This window comes from Hydrogenophaga sp. 70-12, assembly GCF_001897365.1.
In the GTDB taxonomy this organism is placed as follows: Bacteria; Pseudomonadota; Gammaproteobacteria; order Burkholderiales; family Burkholderiaceae_C; genus Hydrogenophaga; species Hydrogenophaga borbori.
The window spans coordinates 1-22,743 of the sequence record NZ_MKSS01000155.1 but is presented as its reverse complement, the minus strand read 5'-3'; the positions used below and the strand labels follow the sequence as shown (position 1 = coordinate 22,743).

15 protein-coding genes and 1 tRNA gene are annotated in these 22,743 nt (G+C 70.8%); 14 read left to right on the top strand and 2 right to left on the bottom strand.

All coding sequences use genetic code 11. The features are described 5' to 3' along the window. The 3 genes from smc to ligA all read left to right on the top strand — a co-directional run. The coding region (gene smc / locus BGO22_RS09395) for a chromosome segregation protein SMC (RefSeq protein ID WP_286850394.1) at positions 1–3,169 on the top strand (3,169 nt) is incomplete at its 5' end. A 13-nt stretch (positions 3,170–3,182) separates the two neighbouring features. Continuing rightward, a complete protein-coding gene (locus BGO22_RS09390; protein ID WP_070398326.1) occupies positions 3,183–4,340 on the top strand; it encodes a cell division protein FtsZ in 1,158 nt (385 codons plus the stop codon). Positions 4,341–4,345: 5 nt separating this feature from the next. Beyond that, entirely contained in the window at positions 4,346–6,445 is a 2,100-nt protein-coding gene (gene ligA, locus BGO22_RS09385; RefSeq protein ID WP_070398327.1) for an NAD-dependent DNA ligase LigA, read from the top strand. Here the strand turns inward: ligA and BGO22_RS09380 are convergent. Further along, complete coding sequence (locus BGO22_RS09380; RefSeq protein WP_070398328.1) at positions 6,435–6,752, bottom strand: hypothetical protein; 318 nt, start codon at positions 6,750–6,752, stop codon at positions 6,435–6,437. The two genes, ligA and BGO22_RS09380, sit on opposite strands and share 11 nt — an antisense overlap. A gap of 338 nt (positions 6,753–7,090) precedes the next feature. Here BGO22_RS09380 and def point away from each other — a divergent pair, with 338 nt between their 5' ends. The 5 genes from def (at position 7,091) to BGO22_RS09355 (ending at position 14,475) form a co-directional block, all read left to right on the top strand. Continuing rightward, positions 7,091–7,630 (top strand): peptide deformylase, encoded by a 540-nt coding sequence (gene def, locus BGO22_RS09375; protein ID WP_070398717.1) that lies wholly within the window; start codon positions 7,091–7,093, stop codon positions 7,628–7,630. Positions 7,631–7,771: 141 nt separating this feature from the next. Beyond that, entirely contained in the window at positions 7,772–9,232 is a 1,461-nt protein-coding gene (locus tag BGO22_RS09370; protein ID WP_070398329.1) for an efflux transporter outer membrane subunit, read from the top strand. Then, positions 9,229–10,353, top strand: a complete 1,125-nt coding sequence (locus BGO22_RS09365) for an efflux RND transporter periplasmic adaptor subunit (RefSeq protein WP_070398330.1) — start codon at positions 9,229–9,231, stop codon at positions 10,351–10,353. Before BGO22_RS09370 ends, BGO22_RS09365 begins: the two co-directional genes overlap by 4 nt. Position 10,354: 1 nt before the next feature. Continuing rightward, positions 10,355–13,540 carry an efflux RND transporter permease subunit gene (locus tag BGO22_RS09360; RefSeq protein ID WP_070398331.1) on the top strand — a complete coding sequence of 1,062 codons (3,186 nt, stop codon included), beginning with the start codon at positions 10,355–10,357 and terminating at the stop codon, positions 13,538–13,540. A gap of 35 nt (positions 13,541–13,575) precedes the next feature. Continuing rightward, the gene (locus BGO22_RS09355) at positions 13,576–14,475 is read left to right on the top strand and encodes a LysR family transcriptional regulator (protein WP_070398332.1); all 900 of its coding nucleotides are present in this window, start codon (positions 13,576–13,578) and stop codon (positions 14,473–14,475) included. Here BGO22_RS09355 and BGO22_RS09350 read toward each other — a convergent pair. Further along, positions 14,435–15,760: a D-amino acid dehydrogenase gene (locus tag BGO22_RS09350; protein WP_286850386.1), complete on the bottom strand. Its 1,326-nt coding sequence runs from the start codon at positions 15,758–15,760 to the stop codon at positions 14,435–14,437. The two genes, BGO22_RS09355 and BGO22_RS09350, sit on opposite strands and share 41 nt — an antisense overlap. 190 nt (positions 15,761–15,950) lie before the next feature. Between BGO22_RS09350 and BGO22_RS09345 the strand changes: the two genes are divergently transcribed. From BGO22_RS09345 to tig, 6 genes are all read left to right on the top strand, one after another. Continuing rightward, on the top strand, positions 15,951–17,303 hold the full coding sequence (locus BGO22_RS09345; RefSeq protein ID WP_070398334.1) for an aspartate aminotransferase family protein: 1,353 nt from the start codon (positions 15,951–15,953) through the stop codon (positions 17,301–17,303). A 154-nt stretch (positions 17,304–17,457) separates the two neighbouring features. Then, entirely contained in the window at positions 17,458–18,435 is a 978-nt protein-coding gene (locus tag BGO22_RS09340; protein WP_070398335.1) for a TAXI family TRAP transporter solute-binding subunit, read from the top strand. A gap of 94 nt (positions 18,436–18,529) precedes the next feature. Then, positions 18,530–21,124 (top strand): TRAP transporter permease, encoded by a 2,595-nt coding sequence (locus BGO22_RS09335; RefSeq protein WP_070398336.1) that lies wholly within the window; start codon positions 18,530–18,532, stop codon positions 21,122–21,124. Beyond that, positions 21,121–21,783: an aspartate/glutamate racemase family protein gene (locus BGO22_RS09330; protein WP_070398337.1), complete on the top strand. Its 663-nt coding sequence runs from the start codon at positions 21,121–21,123 to the stop codon at positions 21,781–21,783. Before BGO22_RS09335 ends, BGO22_RS09330 begins: the two co-directional genes overlap by 4 nt. Positions 21,784–21,889: 106 nt before the next feature. After that, positions 21,890–21,976, top strand: a tRNA-Leu gene (locus BGO22_RS09325). A 64-nt stretch (positions 21,977–22,040) separates the two neighbouring features. Further along, a partial coding sequence (tig, locus tag BGO22_RS09320; protein ID WP_286850381.1) for a trigger factor occupies positions 22,041–22,743 on the top strand: 703 nt, incomplete at its 3' end.

Here is a 22,743-nt window from a genome sequence, read left to right as displayed (position 1 = left end):
CAACAACCAGCCCGTGCGCCGGCGCGACGTGCAGGACGTGTTCCTGGGCACCGGCCTGGGCCCGCGCGCCTACGCCATCATCGGCCAGGGCACCATCAGTCGCATCATCGAGAGCAAGCCCGAGGAGCTGCGCCTGTTCCTGGAGGAGGCCGCCGGCGTCTCCAAATACAAGGAGCGCCGCCGCGAGACCGCGCACCGCCTGGCCGATACGCGCGAGAACCTGACGCGGGTGGAAGACATCCTGCGCGAACTCAACGCCAACCTCGACAAGCTGGAGAAGCAGGCCGAGGTGGCGGCCCAGTACCACGCGCTGAACGCCAGCGCCACGCTCAAGCAGCACCAGCTGTGGTTCCTCAAGCGCGCCGATGCCGAGGCCGAGCAGGCCCGCGTGCAGAAGGACGCCGCCCAGGCCGCGACCGACCTGGAGTCGCGCACGGCCGACCTGCGACGGATCGAAAGCGAGCTGGAGACCATTCGCCAGGCCCACTACGCGGCGGGCGACCAGGTGAACCAGGCCCAGGGCAAGCTTTATGAGGCCAGTGCCGAGGTCGGCAAGCTGGAGGCCGAGATCCGTTTCGTGGTGGAAGGCCGCCAGCGCGTGGAGCAGCGCCTGGCGCAGCTGAAGGAGCAGATCGCCTCCTGGTCCACGCGCAGCCAGGACGCCGCCGTGGAGCTGGAGCAACTGGCCGAGAACATCGTCGGTGCCGAGGAGCAGTCCGTGGTGCTGGCCGCCCAGGGCGAGGAGCAGGCCGGCGCGCTGCCCGCGCTGGACGACGCGCTGCGCGCCGCGCAGGCCCGTTCCGCCGAGCAGCGCACGGCGGTCACCCAGGTGCAGCAGCAGATCCAGGTGCTGGCGGCCGAGCAGCGCAGCATCGAAGAACAGACGCGCGGCTTGAGCCAGCGCCGCGAGCGCCTGGCCGCCGACAAAAACGCCCTGGCCGCGCCCGACGAGGCGCGCGTCAGCGCGGCCCAGCAGGCCATGGCCACGGCCCAGGCCCTGGCCGAGGAAACCGACGCCCGCCTGCACGAGCTGCAGGACAGCGTGCCCCAGCTCGACGACGCGCGCCGCCAGGCGCAGGCGGCGGTGAACGCCGAGTCCGCGAAACAGGCCGACCTGAGCGCGCGCCTGGAGGCCCTGAAGGCCCTGCAAGAGAAGGTGCGCACCGACGGCAAGCTCAAGCCCTGGCTGAGCAAGCACGGGCTCGACGGCCTGCAGGGCCTGTGGAGCCGCATCCATGTGGAGGCCGGCTGGGAGAACGCCCTGGAGGCCGCCCTGCGCGAGCGCCTGGGCGCGCTGGAAGTGTCGCGCCTGGAGATGGTGCGCGCCTTTGCCAGCGACGCGCCGCCCACCCGCCTGGCCTTCTACCAGCCGCCGCCGGCCGGCGCCGCGAACGAGGGCAACGGCGCGCTCAAGCCCCTGGCCAGCTGGCTGCGCCTGAACGACGCCGCCCAGCAGGCCCTGCTGGGCGACTGGCTGCGCGGCTGCTACAGCGCCGCCACGCTGGACGAGGCCCTGGCCCAGCGCGGCCAGTTGCAGCCCGGCGAGACCCTCTATGTCGCCAGCGGCCACGCCGTCAGCGCCCACAGCGTGAGCTTCTACGCGCCCGACAACGAGCAGGCCGGCCTGCTGGCGCGCGCGCAGGAGATCGAGAACCTGGACAAGCAGCTCAAGGCCCAGGCACTGATCGCCGAGCAGGCGCGCTCGGCCCTGGTGCGCGCCGACGCCGCGTTCACCGACGCCTCGCAGCGCCTGGTGGTGGCGCGCCGCGAGGCCGCCGAGGCGCAGAGCCGCTCGCACGAGCTGCAGGTCGAGGCGATGCGCCTGACCCAGCAGGCCGAGCAGACGCGCGCGCGCAGCGAGCAGATCAACGCCGACCTCGCCGAGGTCGACGCCCAGCTCGAAGCCCTGCAGGAGCGCCGCGTGACCGCCGAGGCGCGCTTCGAGGAACTGGACATGCAGCTGGCCGACAGCCAGGAGCGCCACGCCCAGCTCGACGACGCCGTGATCGAGGCCGAGCGCAAGCTCAATCACGCGCGCGAGCAGCAGCGCGCGCTGGAGCGCCAGGCGCAGGAGGCCACCTTCTCGCTGCGCAGCCTGCAGGCGCGCCAGGCCGAGCTGCAGCGTTCCATCGACACCGCCGGCCAGCAGGAACAGTCGCTGGCCGACGAGCAGCGGCGCGCGCAGGACGAGCTCTCGCGCCTGACCGACGCCGCCGCGCAGGCCGGCCTGCAGTCCGCGCTGGCCGCCAAGACCGAGCGCGAACAGGCCCTGGCCGCGCTGCGCAGCCAGTACGACGACCTCACCATGAAGCTGCGCGCCAGCGACGAGCGCCGCCTGCAGCTCGAGCGCGAGCTGGAGCCGCTGCGCAGCCGCATCACCGATTTCCAGCTCAAGGAGCAGGCCGCGCGCCTGGGCGTGGAGCAGTACAGCCAGATGCTCGACGAGGCCGAGGCCGACCGCGCGGCCATCGCGCAGAGCATCACCGAAGGCAATGTGCGCCTGGCCGGCCTGCAGGGCGAGATCGACCGCCTGCACCGCGACATCCAGGCGCTGGGTGCGGTCAACCTCGCCGCGCTGGACGAACTCACCGCCGCGCGCGAGCGCAAGACCTTCCTGGACGCGCAGACCGCCGACCTCAACGAGGCCATCACCACGCTGGAAGACGCGATCAAGAAGATCGACAACGAAACGCGCGAGCTGCTCGGCTCCACCTTCGAGACCGTCAACCAGCACTTCGGCAAGATGTTTCCCGAGCTGTTCGGCGGCGGCAACGCCCGCCTGGTGATGACCGGCGAGGAGATCCTGGACGCCGGCGTGCAGGTGATGGCCCAGCCGCCCGGCAAGAAGAACCAGACCATCCACCTGCTGTCCGGCGGCGAGAAGGCGCTCACCGCCATTGCCCTGGTGTTCGCCATCTTCCAGCTCAACCCCGCGCCGTTCTGCCTGCTGGACGAGGTGGACGCGCCGCTGGACGACGCCAACACCGAGCGCTACGCCAAGCTGGTGAGCGCCATGGCCAAGGAAACGCAGTTCCTCTTCATCAGCCACAACAAGATCGCGATGGAGATGGCCCAGCAGCTCATCGGCGTGACCATGCAGGAGCAGGGCGTCTCGCGCATCGTGGCGGTGGACATGGAGTCGGCCGCCGGGATGATGGAAGCCACTTGAGGAGCCCCGCACCATGAGCAGCCTGCAGATCGGACTGGTCATCGTCGGCGGCCTGGTGCTGGCGGCGGTGGTGGCCTACAACGCCTGGATCACGCGCCAGAGCGCGCCGCGCACGGCGCGCGAGCGCCTGGCGCCGGGCGAGGCGCTCGAACCCGCGCTGGGGCCCCAGGGCGACCCGCTGGCCGAGCGGCGCGAGCCAGGTTTCGGTGACGTCGCGCCGGACGGCGAGGGCGATGCGGTGGTGGCCGAGGCGCCGCGCGAGGGCCTGGACGGCGAGGCCGCCAGCCCGGTCGGCGGCGACGAGGGGCCGATCGAGCCCACCCTGGCCCCGCTGCCCGAGCGCCGCCCCGGCCCCGCGCTGGACGCGCTGATCGACGTCATCGCGCCGCTGGCGCTGGAGCACGAGGTGTCGGGTGAGGCCGTGCTGGCGGCGCTGCCCGCCACGCGGCGCGTGGGCAGCAAGCCCTTCGCGGTGGAAGGCCTCAACGCGCAGAGCGGCGAGTGGGAGGTGGCGCGGCCGCACCAGCGCTACCGGGCGCTGCAGGCCGGCGTGCAACTGGCCAACCGCGCCGGCCCGCTCAACGACATCGAGTTCTCCGAGTTCGTGGTGAAGGCCCAGGCCTTCGCCGACGCCGTGGGCGCCAGCCCCGATTTCCCCGACATGCGGGCCGAGGTGGCGCGCGCGCGTGAACTCGACGCCTTCGCCAGCGGCCACGACGCCCAGCTCGGCTTCACCCTGCGCGCGCGCCGCGCGGCCTGGAGCCCGGGCTATGTCTCGCAGCACGCGGGGCGCCTGGGCTTCGTGGCGGGCACGCTGCCCGGCCGCATGGTGCTGCCGGCCAGCCAGCCGGGCCAGCCGCCGCTGCTGGCCCTGGCCTACGACTCCCAGGCCGCCATGGCCGACGACCCCGAGCAGAGCGCGCTGCGCGAGATCACCCTCTCGCTGGAGGTGACGCACGTTGCGCGCGGCGAGTTGCCCTTCGCGCGCCTGCGCCAGGCCGCCCAGGCCCTCGTCGAGGCCATGGACGGCGTCGTCACCGACGACACCGGCGCGCCGCTGCCGGCCGAGGCCATGGACCAGATCGGCTCGGACCTGGAAGGCCTGTACGACGCGCTCGACGAACGCGACCTCGCCGCCGGCTCGCCGCAGGCGCGCCGCTTGTTCTCCTAGACCCCATGACCGCCGATATGTTTGCCGAGCCGACGCCCCCCGCGTCGGCCGCCGAGCGCGCCGCCGAGCTGCGCGCGCTGCTGCACCACCACGCCCACCTGTACTACACGCTGGACGCGCCGAAGATCCCCGACGCCGAGTACGACCGCCTGTTCCAGGAACTGCAGGCGATCGAGGCGCGGCACCCCGAACTGCTGACACCCGACTCGCCCACGCAGCGGGTGGGCGGCGCCGTGCTGAAGGAACTGGCGCCCGTGCGCCACGCGGTGCCCATGCTCAGCATCCGCACCGAGACCGACACCGAGGCCAGCGGCGCCGCCGCCTTCGACGCGCGCGTGCGCCGCGAGCTGGGCCTGGCCGAGTCCGACCCGCCGGTGGAGTACCTGGCCGAACTCAAGTTCGATGGCCTGGCCATGAGCCTGCGCTACGAGCGCGGCGTGCTGGTGCGCGCCGCCACGCGCGGCGACGGCGAGACCGGCGAGGACGTGACGCACAACGTGCGCACCATCAAGCAGATTCCCTTGAAGCTTCCCGACGGCGTGCCCGAGGTGCTCGAGGTGCGCGGCGAGGTCTACATGCGCCGCGACCAGTTCGAGGCCCTGAACGAGCGCCAGCGCGAGAAGATCGCCCAGGGCGCCAAGGGCGAAAAGACCTTCGTGAACCCGCGCAACGCCGCCGCCGGGGCCGTGCGCCAGCTCGACTCGCGCATCGCGCGCGAGCGGCCCCTGAGCTTCTTCGCCTACTCCTGGGGCGAGGTGCTCGGCGATCCGCACCCGCCCGCCAGCCAGTACGACTGGCTCATGCGCCTGAAGGCCTGGGGCTTCCCCGTGGCCGAGCAGACGGCCGTGTGCCGCGGCGCCGACGAGCTGGTGGCCTTCCACCGCCGCATCGGCGAGCGGCGCGACGCGCTGCCCTACGACATCGATGGCGTGGTCTACAAGGTCAACAGCCTGGAGACGCAGAAGCGCCTGGGCTTCGTCACCCGCGAGCCGCGCTGGGCCGTGGCGCACAAGTACCCGGCGCAGGAGCAGCTCACCACGGTGCACGCCATCGACGTGCAGGTGGGCCGCACCGGCAAGCTGACGCCCGTGGCCAAGCTCGCGCCGGTGTTCGTGGGCGGCGTCACCGTCACCAACGCCACCCTGCACAACGAGATGGAGGCGCGCCGCAAGGACGTGCGCGTGGGCGACACGGTCATCGTGCGCCGCGCGGGCGACGTCATTCCCGAGGTGGTCTCGGTGCTGGTGGACAAGCGCGTCGGCGACCCGCCGCCGTTCACCATGCCCAGCCACTGCCCGGTGTGCGGCAGCGCCGCCGTGCGCGAGGAAGGCGAGGCCGACCACCGCTGCACCGGCGGCCTGTTCTGCGCCGCCCAGCGCAAGCAGGCCATCCTGCACTATGCGCAGCGCCGCGCGGTCGACATCGAGGGCCTGGGCGACAAGCTGGTCGAGCAGCTGGTGGACAGCGGGCTCATCAAGACCCTGCCGGACCTGTACAAGCTCGGCCTCACCGCGCTCGCGGGCCTGGAGCGCATGGCCGACAAATCGGCGCAGAACGTGCTGGACGCCTTGAACAAGCGCCGCGAGACCACGCTGCCGCGCCTGCTCTTCGGCCTGGGCATCCGCCACGTGGGCGAGGCCACGGCCAAGGACCTCGCGCGCCACTTCGGCGGGCTGGACCGCATCATGGACGCCAGCGTGGACGAGCTGCTGCAGGTCAACGACGTGGGCCCGGTGGTGGCGCAGAGCATCCGCACCTTCTTCGAGCAGCCGCACAACCGCGAGGTGGTGGAACAGCTGCGCGCGGCCGGCGTGCACTGGCCCGAGAACGAGGGCGAGCACAACACCCCGCAGCCCCTGCTGGGCAAGACCTTCGTGCTCACGGGCAGTTTCCCCACGCTCAAGCGCGAGGACGCCAAGGCCCTGCTCGAGGCGGCCGGCGCCAAGGTGGCCGGCTCGGTGAGCAAGAAGACCGACTATGTGGTGGCCGGCGAGGAGGCCGGCAGCAAGCTGGACAAGGCCCGCGAGCTGGGCGTGGCGGTGATCGACGAGGCGGCGATGCTGGCACTGCTGGCCACGCCGGCACAGGACCCGCCTACGGCTTGAACCGGTAGTGGTCCCGGTTGAGCACCGCCGCGATGGCCGTGACCTCTTCGGGAAACAGCTGCAGGTTCAGCCGCGTGCTGCAGTTCTCCACCATGCCGCGCAACAGGCCGGCGTTGTTGATGCGGCCCTGGGGGCGGTAGATGGCGCTGCCGTCGCCACCCACCTGCTTCACATGGCATTGGGCGCATTGGTTGTCGGCCAGCAGCTTTTCGCCCAGCGCGAGGTCGGCGTCTTTGAAGATGGCGGCGCCCTGGGCATGGGCGAGCGCCGGCAGCGCGAGGACAAGGGCGGGTAGCAGGGGCTTCATGGCGTGGTTCCGTGGGGTCGATCGGCCGACCTTCGCCCATGGCGCGGCCCCCGTCAAGCTCACGGACCACCCCGGCCCATGGCGAAGGAGCGCTGGCCGGGGTGTTCGGCCCGCCGCCCGAGACGCCGCCACCGGCCCCCGGCGCCAGCAAGGCGGCGCTGAATGCGGTTCAATGGATGGGGGTTGTCTGCCGGAACCGAATGCGCCGCGTCAAGGCTTGCACTCGGCTGTAGCTGACCCCTGGTGCGCCGTCTGGCCCGATGCGCCGAGGCATTGCCCATTTCCACCCCTCCAACGGGCCCCGCGCCCAATGGCCCCGTTGCTTGTTCGTCATTGCCATGACCATTCATGCCATCCTGAAAATGGGCGATCCGCGCCTGCTGCGCCACGCCCAGCCCGTCACCGCCTTCGACACGCCCGAGCTGCACCGGCTGGTGGCCGACCTCAAGGACACCATGGCCGACGCCAACGGCGCGGGCCTGGCGGCGCCGCAGATCGGCGTGGACCTGCAGGTTGTCATCTTTGGCAGCGGCGCGCCCAACCCGCGCTACCCGGACGCGCCGGTGGTTCCGCGCACCACGCTGATCAATCCGGTCATCACGCCTTTGGGCGACGAAGAGGAAGAGGGCTGGGAAGGTTGCCTGTCGGTGCCCGGGCTGCGCGGCGTGGTGCCGCGCTGGCGGCGCATCCGCTACCAGGGCTTCGACGAATTCGGGCAGGCGATCGTGCGCGAGGCCGAGGGCTTTCATGCGCGCGTGGTGCAGCACGAGTGCGACCACCTCTGGGGCACGCTGTACCCCATGCGGGTGCGCGACTTCCGCCGCTTCGGCTTCACCGAGGTGCTGTTCCCGGGGCTGGACGCCAGTGACGACGACTGAGCGCGGCGCGGGCGCGCACAGGCGCCACCCGCCGCGCAAACGCTGTTACGCCATTGAAATGATTTGAAATGTTCAGGCCTGAGCTTCGACTAGAGTCTCGGCGCCAAGAACAACACTCAGGGGGGCATCCCCTTTCGCACCATGAAGCGACTGCTCGTGGCGCTGGCCGCTGGCGCCCTGCTGGGCGCGTGCAGCGTGGGCCGGCCACCGACCGAAGTACCCGTCGACCTGCCTGAGCGCTGGATGGCGCCGCCGCTGGCGCACCAGGGCAGTACCCAGGCGCTGGGCGACTGGTGGGCCCGTTTCGACGACCCGGTGCTCAGCGACTGGATCGCACGCGCCCAGCGCCACAGCCCCGACATCGCGTCCGCCCGGGCCCAGGTGTTCGCGGCGCGCGCCGCGCTGGCCGGCGCCGAGGCGCAGGGCCGCCCCCAGGCGAATGCGGTGGCCATCGCCAGCCGGGGCCGCACCGACGTGAACACGCCCCTGGGCACCACGTTGAGCGCGGGGGTGGAGGCCTCCTGGGCCGTGGGCCTGTGGGGCGAGGGCCAGGGGCGCGTGGACAGCGCGCAGGCCCAACAGGACGCCGCCGGCGCGCGCTGGCACGAGGCCCGCGTGTTGGTCGCCTCCGAGGTGGCGCAGCTCTATTTCGGCCAGCGCCTGTGCCGCGAACAACTGACCGTGGCCCTGAACGACCGCGATTCGCGCCGCGTCACGGCCGACAGCAACGAGGTGACCGAGCGCGCCGGCCTCACCGCGCCCGCCGTGGCGGCGCTGGCGCGCGCCAGTGCCGCCGAGGGCGTGGCGCGCTGGCGCAGCCAGGACGCCCTGTGCGAGCGCCAGGTCAAGTCCATCGCCGCCATCACCGCCCAGCCCGAAGCGGACGTGCGCGCCCAGCTCGGCGGCGCGCCCGACCTCAAGGCCTGGCTCGCCTCCGGCCGGGTCGAGCGGCTGCTGGGCGTGAACGCCGTGCCGGCCGAGGTGCTGCGCCAGCGTCCCGACGTGTACCGCGCCCAGCGCGAGCTGGTGGCCGCCAGCGAGGACGTGGGCGTGGCCCGCGCCGCGCTGCGCCCGGGCCTCACGCTGCAGGGCAGCGTGCTGCGCAACCACTTCTCGGGCGGCGGCCTGGACTTCGCCGCCAATTCCTGGTCCATCGGCCCCATCACCCTGAGCCTGCCCTTGTTGGGGCGCGGCGCCCTGCACGCCAGCGCGGACAGCGCCCAGGCGCGCTACGAGGCCGCCGCCATGGCCTACGCGCGCACGCTGCGCCAGGCCGTGGCCGAGGTGGAGCAGTCGCTGGTCACGCTCTCGGGCCTGAGCGAGCGCCTGGCCGCCACCGAGACCGCGGTGGCCGGCTACAGCCGTTCCTTCGAGGCCACCGAGGCGCGCTACCGCGTGGGCTTCGCCAACCTCAGCGAGCTGGAAGAGGCGCGCCGCCTCAAGCTCAGCGCCGACAGCAGCGCCGTGGCCCTGCAGCAGGAGCGAATGGACGCCTGGCTGCAGCTCTACGTCGCCCTGGGCGGCGGCTTCGATCCCGCCGCGATCCCCGCCACCTACACCGGTGATGCCCTGAATCCCAACGCCTCGAACGACGTCCGATGAACGCCACTTCCCATCCCCGGCGCCGCTGGTTCTGGCCCCTGGCCGCGCTTGCCCTGCTCATCCTCGCCCTGGCCGCCTGGCTGCTGCTGCGCCCATCCGCCGAAGCCCCGGCCGCCGACCCGAAAGCCGCGGGCGACCAGCCCCGGCCCGCGCTCACCGTCACCGTGGCCCAGCCGCAGCGCGAGTCGATGCCCATCCGCCTGCAGGCCAACGGCAACATCGCCGCCTGGCAAGAGGCCAGCGTGGGCGCCGAGGTGAACGGCCTGCGCCTGTCCACCGTGAACGTGAACGTGGGCGACGCCGTGCGCAAGGGCCAGGTGCTGGCCGAGTTCGTGCGCGAGACCACCCAGGCCGACACCCTGCAGGCGCGCGCCAGCCTGATGCAGGCCGAGGCCAGCTACCAGAACGCCAAGGCCGACGCCGACCGCGCGCGCGCCATCGAGAACACCGGCGCGCTCTCGAAGTCGCAGGTGGCGCAGTACCTCACGCAGGAGAAGGTGGCGTTGGCGCAATGGGAGGCCGCCAAGGCGGCTCTCGGCGCCACCGAGGTGCGACTGGGCAACACCCGCGTGCTGGCGCCCGACGACGGCGTGATCTCCGCCCGCGCGGCCACCGTGGGCGCCGTGGTGGGCGCGGGCCAGGAGCTGTTCCGCCTGGTGCGCCAGGGCCGCCTGGAGTGGCGCGGCGAGGTCACGCCCAGCGAGGTGGACCGCGTGAAGATCGGCCAGTCCGTGGCGGTGACGGCCGCCACCGGCCGCGAGGTGCAGGGCAAGGTGCGGGCCATCGCGCCCAGCGCCGACCCGCAGACGCGCAACATCCTGGTCTTCGTGGACCTGCCGCGCCACGCCGAGCTCAAGGCCGGCACCTTCGCGCACGGCGCCTTCGACCTGGGGCAGAGCGAGGCGCTGACCGTGCCCAGCCAGTCTGTGGTGGTGCGCGACGGCAGCAACTACGTCTTCGCGATCGACGCGCAGAGCCGCGCCAGCCAGCTCAAGGTGCGCACCGGCCGCCGCGTGGGCGAACGCGTGGAAGTGCTCGAAGGCCTGCAGGCCGGGGCATCCGTGGCGGTGCAGGGCGCGGGTTTCCTGAACGAAGGTGACCTGGTGAAAGTGGTGCAGTGACATGAACGTCTCCGCCTGGTCGATCCGCAACCCCATTCCGGCGGCGATGCTGTTCGTCATGCTGACGCTGGCGGGCCTGTTCTCCTTCAAACAGATGAAGGTGCAGAACTTCCCGGACCTGGACCTGCCCACCATCACCGTGGTGGCGGCCCTGCCGGGTGCCTCGCCCAACCAGCTCGAGAACGACGTCGCGCGCATCATCGAAAACAGCCTGGCCTCGCTGCAGGGGCTCAAGCACATCTACACCAAGGTGCAGGACGGCACGGTCTCGCTCACCGTGGAGTTCCGCATCGAGAAGGACACCCAGCAGGCGCTGGACGACGTGCGCTCGGCCGTGGCCAAGGTGCGCAGCGAACTGCCCACCGACCTGCGCGACCCCATCGTCAACAAGGTGGAGCTGGCCGGCGGCGCGGTGCTGGCCTTCACGGTCGCGTCCGACAAGATGGACGCCGAGGCCTTGTCCTGGTTCGTGGACAACGACGTCTCCAAGCTGCTGTTGTCCGTGCCCGGCGTGGGCGCGGTCAACCGCGTGGGCGGGGTGGACCGCGAGGTGCAGGTGCTGCTGGACCCGCTCAAGCTGCAGGCCCTGGGCACCACGGCCACCGACGTGTCGCGCCAGCTGGCGCGCGTGCAGATCGAAAGCGCCGGCGGCCGGGTGGACCTGGGCGGCAGCCAGCAGCCGTTGCGCACGCTGTCGCAGCTGGCCTCGGCCGAGGCGCTGGCGGGCATGCAGGTGGCGCTGAGCGACGGCCGCTACATCCGCCTGGACCAGATCGCCGAGGTGCGCGACACCGTGGCCGACCCCACGGCCGCCGCCTTCCTGAACGGCAAGCCCGTGGTGGGTTTTGAGGTGGCGCGCAGCCGCGGTGCCGGCGAGATCGAGGTGGGCGACGGCGTGCGCGCCAAGCTGGAGCAACTGCGCGCCGCCCGGCCCGACCTGCACATCACCGAGTCCTTCGACTTCGTCACGCCGGTGAAGGAGGAGTTCGACGCCTCCATGACCCTGCTGTACGAAGGCGCCCTGCTGGCGGTGCTGGTGGTCTGGCTGTTCCTGCGCGATGTCCGCGCCACCGTGGTTTCGGCCGTGGCGCTGCCGCTGTCGGCCATCCCGGCCTTCATCGGCATGTACGCCATGGGCTTCACCATCAACGTGGTGACGCTGCTGGCCATGTCGCTGGTGATCGGCATCCTGGTGGACGACGCGATCGTCGAGGTCGAGAACATCGTGCGCCACATGCGCATGGGCAAGACGCCGTACCAGGCCGCCATGGAGGCGGCCGACGAAATCGGCCTGGCCGTCATCGCCACCACCTTCACGCTGATCGCGGTGTTCCTGCCCACGGCCTTCATGGCGGGCATCCCGGGCAAGTTCTTCAAGCAGTTCGGCTGGACGGCCGCGCTGGCGGTGTTCGCCTCGCTGGTGGTGGCGCGCGCGCTCACGCCCATGATGGCGGCCTACCTGCTCAAGCCCGTGGTGATGGCCAAGGAGATGCCGCGCTGGGCGGCCTCCAACGCCCTCACGCGCGGCCTCTGGCGCTGGGCGCACAACCAGGACGAGCCGGCTTGGGTGGACACCTACCAGAACTGGGCGCGCTGGTGCATCCGCCACCGCTGGCTCACCAGCCTGGGCGCCGGTCTGTTCTTCATCGGCTCGCTGATGCTGATCCCGCTGCTGCCGCAGGGCTTCGTGCCGCCCGACGACAACTCGCAGACCCAGGTCTTCCTGGAGCTGCCGCCCGGCGCCACGTTGGAGCAGACCGTGGCCACGGCCGAGCGCGCGCGCCAGCTGGTGGCGGCGGTGCCGCACGTGCGCTCGGTCTACACCACCATCGGCTCGGGCACGGCCGGCACCGATCCGTTCGCGCCGCAGGGCGCGGCGGAGTCGCGCAAGGCCGCGCTCACCATCCAGCTCGACCCGCGCGGCCAGCGCCCGCGCAAGCAGGGCATCGAAAACCAGATCCGCGACGCCATGTCCAACCTGCCCGGCGTGCGCAGCAAGGTGGGCCTGGGCGGCTCGGGCGAGAAGTACATCCTGACCCTGACCGGCAGCGACGCGCACGCCATGACCACCGCCGCGCGCGCGGTCGAGCGCGACCTGCGCACCGTGCGCGGCGTGGGCAGCATCCAGTCCACCGCCGCGCTGGTGCGCACCGAAATCATCGTCACGCCCGACCTGGCGCGCGCCGCCGAGCTCGGCGTGACCAGCTCGGCCATCGCCGAGACGCTGCGCATCGCCACCGTGGGCGACTACGACAACCTGCTGCCCAAGATGAACCTGCCGCAGCGGCAGATCCCCATCGTGGTCAAGCTCGACGTCGGCGCGCGCCACGACCTGGACGTGCTGCGCCGCCTGGCCGTGCCCGGCGCCAAAGGGCCGGTGATGCTGGGCCAGGTGGCCTCGCTCGAGTTCGGCGGCGGCCCGGCGGTGATCGACCGCTACGACCGCTCGCGCAACATCAACTTCGAGGTCGAACTCGCGGGCATCGCGCTGGGCGACATGAAGGCGGCGGTGGAGAAGCTGCCCAGCCTGCGCAACCTGCCGCCGGGGGTGTCGGTGCTGGAGGTGGGCGATGCCGAGGTGCAGGGCGAGCTGTTCGCCAGCTTCGGCCTGGCCATGCTCACCGGCGTGCTGTGCATCTACATCGTGCTGGTGCTGTTGTTCAAGGCCTTCCTGCACCCCATGACCATCCTGGCGGCGCTGCCGCTGTCGCTGGGCGGGGCCTTCGTGGCGCTGCTGATCGCCAACAAGAGCTTCTCCATGCCCTCGCTGATCGGCCTGATCATGCTGATGGGCGTGGCGACGAAGAACTCCATCCTGCTGGTGGAATACGCCATCGAGGCGCGGCGCGCGCACGGCCTGTCGCGGCTGGACGCCATCCTGGACGCCTGCCACAAGCGCGCGCGGCCGATCGTGATGACCACGATCGCCATGGGCGCGGGCATGCTGCCCATCGCGATCGGCTGGGGCGAGGCGGACGGCAGCTTCCGCTCACCGATGGCGGTGGCGGTGATCGGCGGGCTCATCACCTCGACCTTCCTGAGCCTGCTGGTGATCCCGGCGGTGTTCACCATCGTCGACGACGTGGCGCTCTGGTTCGCGAGGCTGTTCCACCGGCGCGATGCCTCGATGCCGGCGGTCCCGCCGCCGGGCGCGGCCCCACCGGCGGCGGGGCACCCGACGTCCTGAAGGCGCCTGGCGCGGCCCGAGCACAATAGCTGCCCATGCGCCTGCGCCACATCGAGGTCTTCAACGCCGTCATGCTCACCGGCAGCGTGAGCGCGGCGGCCCGCATGATCAATGTCACCCAGCCGGCGGTGAGCCGCACCCTGCAGCACGCCGAGCTGCAGCTGGGCTTCCCGCTGTTCCAGCGCGCCGGCGGGCGCCTGGTGCCCACCACCGAGGCCCAGACGCTGTACCCGCACATCGAGCGCCTGTTCGCCCAGCTCGACGAGGTGCAGCGCCTGGCCACCAGCCTGAAAGCCGGCCGCACCCATGGCGAGCTGCGCGTGCTCACCGTGCTGGGCCTGAGCTACGAGGTGCTGCCGCGCGCCATGCGCCTGTTCCGCGAACGGCACCCCGACGTGCTGGTGCACCACCAGGCCCTGCACTCGGTGCAGATCGTCTCGGCCCTGGCCCTGCAGGAGGCCGACGTGGGCTACGTGTTCAACCCTGGCTCGCACCCGGCCCTGGTGCAGGAGCGCCTGGGCGAGCGGCGCGTGATGGTGGTGGCGCCCAAGGGCCTGCTGCCGCCGCGCGTGCTCAAGGCCGGTGGCATCGGCTGGTCGCAACTGGCGCGGCTGCCCGTGATCGCCCTGGACGGCCAGGACCCGCTGGGCGTGCAGCTCTCGCACGCCATGCGCGACCACGGCGTGGACTTGCGCCCGATCATGACCGTGCAGACCTACCACGTGGCGCTGGCGCTGGCCCAGCACGGCGTGGGCGTGGCCCTGGTGGAGGGCTGCACGGCGACCTCGGCCGATCGCACGCGCGTGGACGTGCTGCCCTTCGAGCCGGCCATGCTCACCGCCGTGCACATGCTGCGCCCCACCGCGCGGCCGCATTCGGTGGTGGCGCGCGCCTTCACGCGCTGTTTTCAGCAGGCCTTGCAGCAGATCGGATGAGCGCGGCGGCCGCGCGCGGCCGCTCCGCCACGCCTTGCCATTGGCGCGACAGCCGCCGTGCGCTGCCGGCGGCCAGGGTGAAGCCCAGGGCGCCATGCCCGGCGTTGAACAGCAGATTGGCGGGCGCGCCGCCCACGCGGCCCAGGATGGGCACGCCCGTGGGCGTGGCGGGCCGCAGGCCGGCCCAGGGGCGGGCCTCGGTGCCGGCGCAGGCCAGCGGGAAGACCTCGCGCGCGGCGCGGCGCAGCTGCTCGACGCGGTGGGTCTCGATGCGCGTGTCGTGGCCGGCCAGCTCGGCCAGCCCGGCCACGCGCAGGCGCTGGCCCAGCCGCGCGAAGACCAGCTTGCGCTGCGCGTCGGTCACGCTCACGTTCGGCGCCAGGCCGCCCCCGGCCGGCACGTCCAGCGTGAGGCTGTAGCCCTTGAGCGGGTAGACCGGCAGGCTCCCCCCGAGCCGGCGCGCGAAAGCGGCCACGCAGGTGCCCAGGGCGGCGACGAAGCCGTCGGCCTCGATCCAGTCACTGCCCGCCTGCACGGCGACCAGGCGATCGCCCTCGCGCCGCAGCGCGCCCACGGGCGCGCCGAGCACGAAGCGCACGCCGCGCGCCTGTAGGGCGCCGTGCAGGGCGTCGCACAGGCGGGCGCAGTCGGCCGCGCATTCGCCCGGCGTGTGGATGCCGCCCACATAGCGCGCCGCGCTGCCGGCCAGCGCCGGTTCGACGCGCAGGCAGTCGGCGAGCGACAGCGCGTGCTGCTCGGCGCCGCCCAGGACGCGCTGCAGATCGAGCTGGCGGCGCGCCGCCGCGAAAGAGGCCTCGCTGCCGTACATCACCAGCTTGCCGCTGGTGGTGAAGTCGCAGTGGGCTTGGGTGTCGGCCAGCAGCTGCTGCAGGGCCTCGCGGCTTTCCTCGGCCAGGGCCAGCAGCGTGCCGGTGCTGCGGGCCGACACCTCCGCGCGGCAGGCGGCCAGAAAGCGCAGGCCCCAGGCCCACTGCGTCGGGTCCAGGCGCAGGCGCAGCGAGAAGGGCGACTCGCGCGAGAGCAGCAGCTTGGGCAGTTGCGCCCAGATCGAAGGGTCGGCCAGCGGCTGCACGTAGGCGTAGCTCAGCTGTGCGCCATTGCCGAAGCTGGCGCCTTGGCCGGGGCGCTGGGCGTCGATGACGGTGACGTCGAAGCCGTCGCGCTGCAATTGCCAGGCGGTGGCCAGGCCGACGATGCCGGCGCCCAGCACGGCCACGCGGCGCGCGGCGGGTGGGTTCAGGGACAGGGCAGGGGGGTTGTGCATGGTGGGCCGCACTGTAGGCAGGCGCCCGGCGCCTGTGAAATGCAGACCGAGGCATCGCCCATGACCGGAACTCATGGACAGGGTGGCGAGGCATAACCTGAAGGCATGGCCCGGGCCGATAAAAGCATGTGGACAGCCGCGGGCGCGTGCCTAGACTGGCGCATTCCCCCTCACCGCCCCCCAGCCGCCCATGCAATCCAGCCACGTTTTCCACCGCCAGTTGCTCCAGGACATGCCCGTCGCCGTCAGCGGCAAGGGCATCACGCTCACCGACAGCCAAGGCAAAACCTACCTCGACGCCTCCGGCGGCGCGGCGGTCTCCTGCCTCGGCCACGGCCACCCGGACGTGATCGCGGCCATGCACAAGCAGCTCGATCAACTGGCCTATGCGCACACCAGCTTCTTCACCACGGCCGTGGCCGAGGAACTGGCCGACACCCTGATCGACACCGCGCCGCAGGGCATGAGCAACGTGTACTTCGTGAGCGGCGGTTCGGAGGCCGTGGAGGCCGCGCTCAAGATGGCGCGCCAGTACTTCGTGGAAATCGGCCAGCCGCAGCGCCAGCACTTCATCGCGCGCCGTCAGAGCTACCACGGCAACACCCTGGGCGCGCTGGCCGTGGGCGGCAACGCCTGGCGCCGCGAGCAGTTCAAGCCGCTGCTGATCGAGGTCGAGCACGTCTCGCCCTGCTACGAATACCGCGACAAGCGCGCCGACGAGACCCCCGAGCAGTACGGCCAGCGCCTGGTGGCCGAACTGGAGGCCGCCATCGAGCGCCTGGGCGGCGACAAGGTCATCGCCTTCGTGGCCGAGACGGTGGGCGGCGCCACGGCCGGTGTGCTGACGCCGGTGCCGGGCTACTTCAAGGGCGTGCGCGAGCTGTGCGACCGCCACGGCATCCTGCTGATCCTGGACGAGGTGATGTGCGGCATGGGCCGCACCGGCACGCTGCACGCCTGCGAACAGGAGGGCGTGGTGCCCGATCTGCTCACCATCGCCAAGGGCCTGGGCGGGGGTTACCAGCCCATCGGCGCGGTGCTGGCGCAAAGCCGCATCGTCGAGACCTTCCGCAAAGGCAGCGGCCTGTTCCAGCACGGCCACACCTACCTGGGGCACGCCGTGGCCTGCGCGGCCGCGCTGGCGGTGCAGCGCGTGATCCAGCGCGACGGCCTGCTGGCCCAGGTGCGCGAGCGCGGCGCGCAGCTGCAGGCGCTGTTCCAGGACGCCTTCGGCGAGCACCCGCACGTGGGCGACGTGCGCGGCCGCGGCCTGTTCTGGGGCGTGGAGCTGGTGGCCGAGCGCGCCAGCAAGCAGTGGTTCGACCCCGAACTCAAGCTGCACGCGCGCCTCAAGCGCGCCGCCATGGCCGAAGGCCTGATGGTCTATCCGGCCGGCGGCTCGGTGGACGGCCGCTGCGGCGACCACATCCTGCTGGCGCCCCCTTTCATCAGCACCCCCGACGAGCTGGCCCAGATCGTGCATCGCCTGCGCACGGCGATCGACAAGACGCTGGCCGGGGTGCCCAAGCTGGCCACCGCCTGACGCCATGCCCGCTCTGCATGGCGTCACGGGGTAAACCCCGTGACGTCGCGGCGGGGGCGGGCCGGGCGATTGCATTAGCATTCCCGGCCTGCGCGCGACCGTTCCACAAGAGCATCACGCCTTTCCACAACCAGTGACCCGCAGGAGAACCACCATGAAAAAACTCACCGCCTGTCTCAGCGCCGTGGCCGCATCGGCCGCGATGATGGCGCCCGCCGCCCCCGCCTTCGCCCAACAGAAGTTCATGACCATCGGTACCGGTGGCGTGACCGGCGTGTACTACGCCGCGGGCGGCGCCATCTGCCGCCTGGTGAACAAGGACCGCGCCAAGCACGGCTTCCGCTGCACGGTGGAGTCCACGGGTGGCTCCGTCGCCAACATCAACACCATCAAGGCAGGCGACCTCGACTTCGGCGTGGCGCAGTCCGACTGGAACCACCACGCCTACAAGGGCACCAGCACGTTCCAGAAAGACGGTGCCTTCAGCGACCTGCGCTCCGTGTTCTCGCTGCACCCCGAGCCCTTCACCGTGCTCGCCCGCGCCGACGCCAACGTCAAGAACTTCAGCGAACTCAAGGGCAAGCGCGTGAACGTGGGCAATCCCGGTTCCGGCACCCGCGCGTCCATGGAGCAGCTGCTGACGGCCATGAACTGGAAGCTCAGTGACTTCGGTCTGGCGGCCGAGCTCAAGGCCGACGAGCACGGCGCCGCGCTGTGCGACAACAAGATCGACGCCTTCTTCTACGGCGTGGGCCACCCGAGCGCCAACATCCAGGACCCGGTCACGACCTGCGGCGCCAAGCTGGTGAACATCTCCGGCCCGGCCGTGGACAAGCTGGTGGCCGAGTTCCCGTTCTACGCCAAGGCCGTGATCCCCGGCGGTCTGTACAAGGGCAATGACCAGGACACGAACACCTACGGCGTGCTGGCGACCTTCGTGACCTCGGCCAAGGCCTCGGACGATCAGGTCTACACCCTGGTGAAGGCGGTGTTCGACAACTTCGACGAATTCAAGAAGCTGCACCCTGCCTTTGCCAACCTGAAGGCCGAGAACATGGTCAAGGATGGCCTGAGCGCACCGCTGCACCCCGGTGCCGCCAAGTACTACAAGGAAAAGGGCTGGATCAAGTAATCTGCTGATCCGTTGCCGCTGAGCACCCCATGTGCGGCCCGCCGCTCATGGGGTGTTCTGCATTGAGGGCCCCTGAGCATCCACCTCATCCATCATGAATAAAGCCGACAACATCGCCGACGTGGACGTCAACCAGCTGGTGAAGGACAACGACGCCGGAGGCCGAGACGCGGGGCCTCTGGTCAACCGCCTGATCCTGGTCGTGGCCGTGGCCTGGTCGCTGTTCCAACTCTGGATCGCCTCGCCGCTGCCCTTCAGCCTGGGCGTCTTTCTGCTCAACGACACCGAGAGCCGGGCCATTCACCTGGCGTTCGCGGTGTTCCTGGCCTACTTGGCCTACCCAGCGTCCAAGCGCTCGCCGCGCGATCGCGTGCCCGTCGGCGACTGGGTGTTCGCCTTGGTGGCGGCGTTCTGCGCGGGCTACCTGTTTCTTTTCTATCGTGAACTGGCCGGTCGCCCGGGCCAGCCGAACACGCTCGACGTCTGGGCGTCGGTGATCGGCGTGCTGCTGCTGTTGGAGGCCACGCGCCGCGTGCTCGGCCTGCCCATGGTGGTGGTGGCCCTCGTGTTCCTGGTCTACACCTTTGCCGGTCCCTACATGCCGGACATGCTGGCGCACCGCGGCGCTTCACTTGATCGCGCGGCATCGCATTTCTGGCTCACCACCGAAGGCGTGTTCGGGGTGGCGCTGGGCGTTTCCAGTGGCTTCATCTTCCTGTTCGTGCTGTTCGGCTCGCTGCTCGACAAAGCCGGGGCGGGCAACTATTTCATCAAGAGCGCGTTCGCCCTGCTGGGCCACATGCGCGGTGGTCCGGCCAAGGCGGCCGTCGTGTCGTCGGCGGCCACAGGCCTCATTTCCGGCTCGTCCATCGCCAACGTCGTGACCACCGGCACTTTCACGATTCCGTTGATGAAGCGCGTGGGCTACCGAGGCGATCAGGCCGGCGCCGTGGAGGTGTCGAGTTCCGTGAACGGCCAGATCATGCCGCCCGTGATGGGCGCGGCCGCATTTCTGATGGTGGAGTACGTGGGTATTCCCTACGTGCAGGTCATGAAGCATGCCTTCCTGCCGGCGATCATTTCCTACATCGCGCTCTTCTACATCGTTCACCTTGAGGCGCTGAAGGCCGGCATGCAAGGCCTGCCGCGCCGAACACAGGCCTCGGTGTCGCAGCGGCTGGTGTCGTTCCTGATGACGGTCACCGGGTTCATCGTGATCGCGGGTGTCACGTACTACGTCATCGGTTTCGTCAAGTCGATGCTCGGCGCGGCCGCCGTGCCCGTGATCGGCGTCGGACTGTTGCTGGCCTACCTGGGCCTGCTGTGGGTGAGCTCGCGCCAGCCCGAACTGGCGATCGACGATCCCAATGCCCCGGTGTTCGAACTGCCGGAAACGGGCCCCACCGTGCGCTCCGGCCTGCACTATCTGCTGGCCGTCGTCGTGCTGGTGTGGTGCCTGATGGTGGAGCAGCTCTCGCCGGCGCTGTCGGCGTTCTGGGCCACCATGTTCATGGTCTTCGTCATGCTGACGCAAAGGCCCCTGCTGGGCCTGATGCGGGGAGAGGGCAACGCCCTGTCGCATGTGAAGGCCGGCGTGAACGACCTGGTCGATGGTCTGGCCACGGGCGCGCGGAACATGATCGGCATCGGTGTGGCCACGGCCGCGGCCGGCATCATCGTCGGCACCGTCTCGCTCACGGGCGTGGGCCTGGTGATGACGGAAATCGTCGAGATCCTGTCCGGCGGCAACCTCATGCTCATGCTGGTGCTGGTGGCGGTGATCAGCCTGATCCTCGGCATGGGCCTGCCGACCACGGCCAATTACATCGTCGTTTCCACGCTGATGGCGCCCGTGATCGTCGAACTGGGCGCCCAAAGCGGGCTGATCGTGCCCTTGATCGCCGTTCACCTGTTCGTTTTCTACTTTGGTCTCATGGCGGACGTCACACCCCCGGTGGGTTTGGCCTCGTTCGCGGCAGCGGCCATCGCGAAGTACGACCCCATCAAGGTGGGCATCACGGCCTTCTACTACAGCATGCGCACGGCGATCCTGCCGTTCCTGTTCATCTTCAACACGCAGTTGCTGCTGATCGGTCTGGACGGGCCGTTCCATCTGATCCTGACCATCGCCATCGCCATCGTGGCGATGCTGGTGTTCGCGGCGGCGACGCAGGGCTACTTCCTGACCAAGACCAAGTGGTACGAGACCCTGGCCCTGTTGCTGGTGTGCTTCACGCTGTTTCGCCCGGGCTTCTGGATGGACCTCGTTCATCCGCCCTTCGACGAAATCAAAGGCGAGGCCATGACCGCGGCCATTGAACAGGCACCGCCGAACAGCGGCAAGCGCGTGTGGGTGGAAGGCCTGAACCTCAATGGCGACGAGGTGCGCAAGGGCGTGCTGCTGCCCCTGGGGCCTGCGGGCACCGCCAAGGAGCGGCTGGCCAGCGCGGGGCTGACGGTGATGGCCGATGGCAACGGCCTGATGGTGGCCGCTGTCAAGTTCGGCAGCCCGGCCGAAAAGCTCGGCATCGAACAGAGCTTTCACATCACCTCTCTGGAAGTGCCCGCCGATCGCCCTGCGAAGGAGTGGCTGTTTGTCCCGGCGCTGGTGCTGCTGGCCTTGGTCATGTGGCTGCAGATGGGTCGCCTGCGGCGCGAGAAGACCGGCGTGGCCGCCGCCTCGGCATGAGCGCGCCCCGCATCGCACTGATCCACGCGCTGGCCCATTCGGTCGCGCCCATCAACGAGGCGATGGCGCGCGACTGGCCCGAGGCCATCCGCATGAACCTGCTCGACGACAGCCTCTCGGCCGACCTGGCGCGCGAGGGCAGGGGGCTGGACGCCGCCATGCACGCGCGCTTCGAGACGCTCACGGCCTACGCCGAGTCCACGGGCGCGCAGGGCATCCTGTTCACCTGCTCGGCCTTCGGGCCCTGCATCGAGGCGGCGGCTGCGCGCCGGCCTCATCTGCCGGTGCTCAAGCCCAACGAGGCCATGGTGGATGAGGCCGTGGCCGAGGCCGCGCGACTGGGGGGCCCCATCGGCCTGCTGGCCACCTTCGGTCCCACATTGCAGTCCATGCCGCCGGAGTTCCCGGCTGGCGTGCCGCTGCGCACCGCGCTGGCCGAGGGCGCGCTGGACGCCCTGAACGCGGGCGACACCGTCCGCCACGACGCGCTCGCGGTGGAGGCGGCGAAGCGACTGCAGGCCGAAGGTTGCGCGCTCATCGCGCTGGCCCAGTTCAGCCTGGCCCGCTCGGCGCCGGCGGTGCAGGCGGCCACCGGGCTGCCGGTGCTCACCACGCCGGGCAGCGCCATCCGGGCGCTGCGCCGGCGCCTGGCGGCCTGATCCCCGGTCGGTCGAGGCCCGTCCAACAGCTACAATCGCGGGTTTCCGTGAGTGGGCTACCCGCCCCGCCGGGCCTCAATCCGGCGGCGCCAGACACCCTCCCGGCGCGCGGGTGGCGAAATTGGTAGACGCACCAGGTTTAGGTCCTGACGCCAGCAATGGTGTGGGGGTTCGAGTCCCCCCCCGCGCACCAGCCCCACGGAACCCCGCTATGCCCCGCGTCGGCCTGAACGGCCGGCCTTCCCTTGGAGAACACCATGACCGTGAACGTTGAAACCCTGGAGAAGCTCGAGCGCAAGATCACGCTCACGCTGCCCGCCGACGTGATCCAGAACGAAGTCGCCGCGCGCCTCAAGCGCATCGCCCGCGACGTCAAGATGGACGGCTTTCGCCCCGGCAAGGTGCCGATGAACGTCGTGGCCCAGCGCTACGGCTACTCGGTGCACTACGAGGTCATGAACGACAAGGTGGGCGAGGCTTTCGCCAGCGCCGCCAACGAAGCGCAACTGCGCGTGGCCGGCCAGCCCCGCATCACCGAGAAGGAAGGCGCGCCCGAGGGCCAGCTGGCCTTCGACGCGGTGTTCGAGGTCTACCCCGAGGTGAAGATCGGCGACTTGGCCGGCGCCAAGGTCGAGAAGCTGGCCGCCGAGGTGGACGATGCCGCCATCGACCGCACCCTGGACATCCTGCGCAAGCAGCGCCGCACCTTCGCGCAGCGCGCGCAGGACCAGGCCGCCCAGGACAGCGACCGCGTCACCATCGACTTCGAAGGCAAGATCGACGGCGAACCCTTCGAGGGCGGCAAGGCCGAGGCCTTCCAGTTCATCGTTGGCGACGGCCAGATGCTCAAGGAGTTCGAAGACGCCGTGCGCGGCATGAAGAACGGCGAGAGCAAGACCTTCCCGCTGGCCTTCCCCGAGGACTACCACGGCAAGGACGTGGCCGGCAAGACGGCCGACT

What these genes read in the sequence shown, in the direction of transcription:
- BGO22_RS09390 (WP_070398326.1), top strand. Translation starts at nt 3,183, where the DNA reads ATGAGCAGCCTGCAGATCGGACTGGTCATCGTCGGCGGCCTGGTGCTG.
- ligA (WP_070398327.1), top strand. Translation starts at nt 4,346, where the DNA reads ATGACCGCCGATATGTTTGCCGAGCCGACGCCCCCCGCGTCGGCCGCC.
- BGO22_RS09380 (WP_070398328.1), bottom strand. Translation starts at nt 6,752, where the DNA reads ATGAAGCCCCTGCTACCCGCCCTTGTCCTCGCGCTGCCGGCGCTCGCC.
- def (WP_070398717.1), top strand. Translation starts at nt 7,091, where the DNA reads ATGACCATTCATGCCATCCTGAAAATGGGCGATCCGCGCCTGCTGCGC.
- BGO22_RS09370 (WP_070398329.1), top strand. Translation starts at nt 7,772, where the DNA reads ATGAAGCGACTGCTCGTGGCGCTGGCCGCTGGCGCCCTGCTGGGCGCG.
- BGO22_RS09365 (WP_070398330.1), top strand. Translation starts at nt 9,229, where the DNA reads ATGAACGCCACTTCCCATCCCCGGCGCCGCTGGTTCTGGCCCCTGGCC.
- BGO22_RS09360 (WP_070398331.1), top strand. Translation starts at nt 10,355, where the DNA reads ATGAACGTCTCCGCCTGGTCGATCCGCAACCCCATTCCGGCGGCGATG.
- BGO22_RS09355 (WP_070398332.1), top strand. Translation starts at nt 13,576, where the DNA reads ATGCGCCTGCGCCACATCGAGGTCTTCAACGCCGTCATGCTCACCGGC.
- BGO22_RS09350 (WP_286850386.1), bottom strand. Translation starts at nt 15,760, where the DNA reads ATGCACAACCCCCCTGCCCTGTCCCTGAACCCACCCGCCGCGCGCCGC.
- BGO22_RS09345 (WP_070398334.1), top strand. Translation starts at nt 15,951, where the DNA reads ATGCAATCCAGCCACGTTTTCCACCGCCAGTTGCTCCAGGACATGCCC.
- BGO22_RS09340 (WP_070398335.1), top strand. Translation starts at nt 17,458, where the DNA reads ATGAAAAAACTCACCGCCTGTCTCAGCGCCGTGGCCGCATCGGCCGCG.
- BGO22_RS09335 (WP_070398336.1), top strand. Translation starts at nt 18,530, where the DNA reads ATGAATAAAGCCGACAACATCGCCGACGTGGACGTCAACCAGCTGGTG.
- BGO22_RS09330 (WP_070398337.1), top strand. Translation starts at nt 21,121, where the DNA reads ATGAGCGCGCCCCGCATCGCACTGATCCACGCGCTGGCCCATTCGGTC.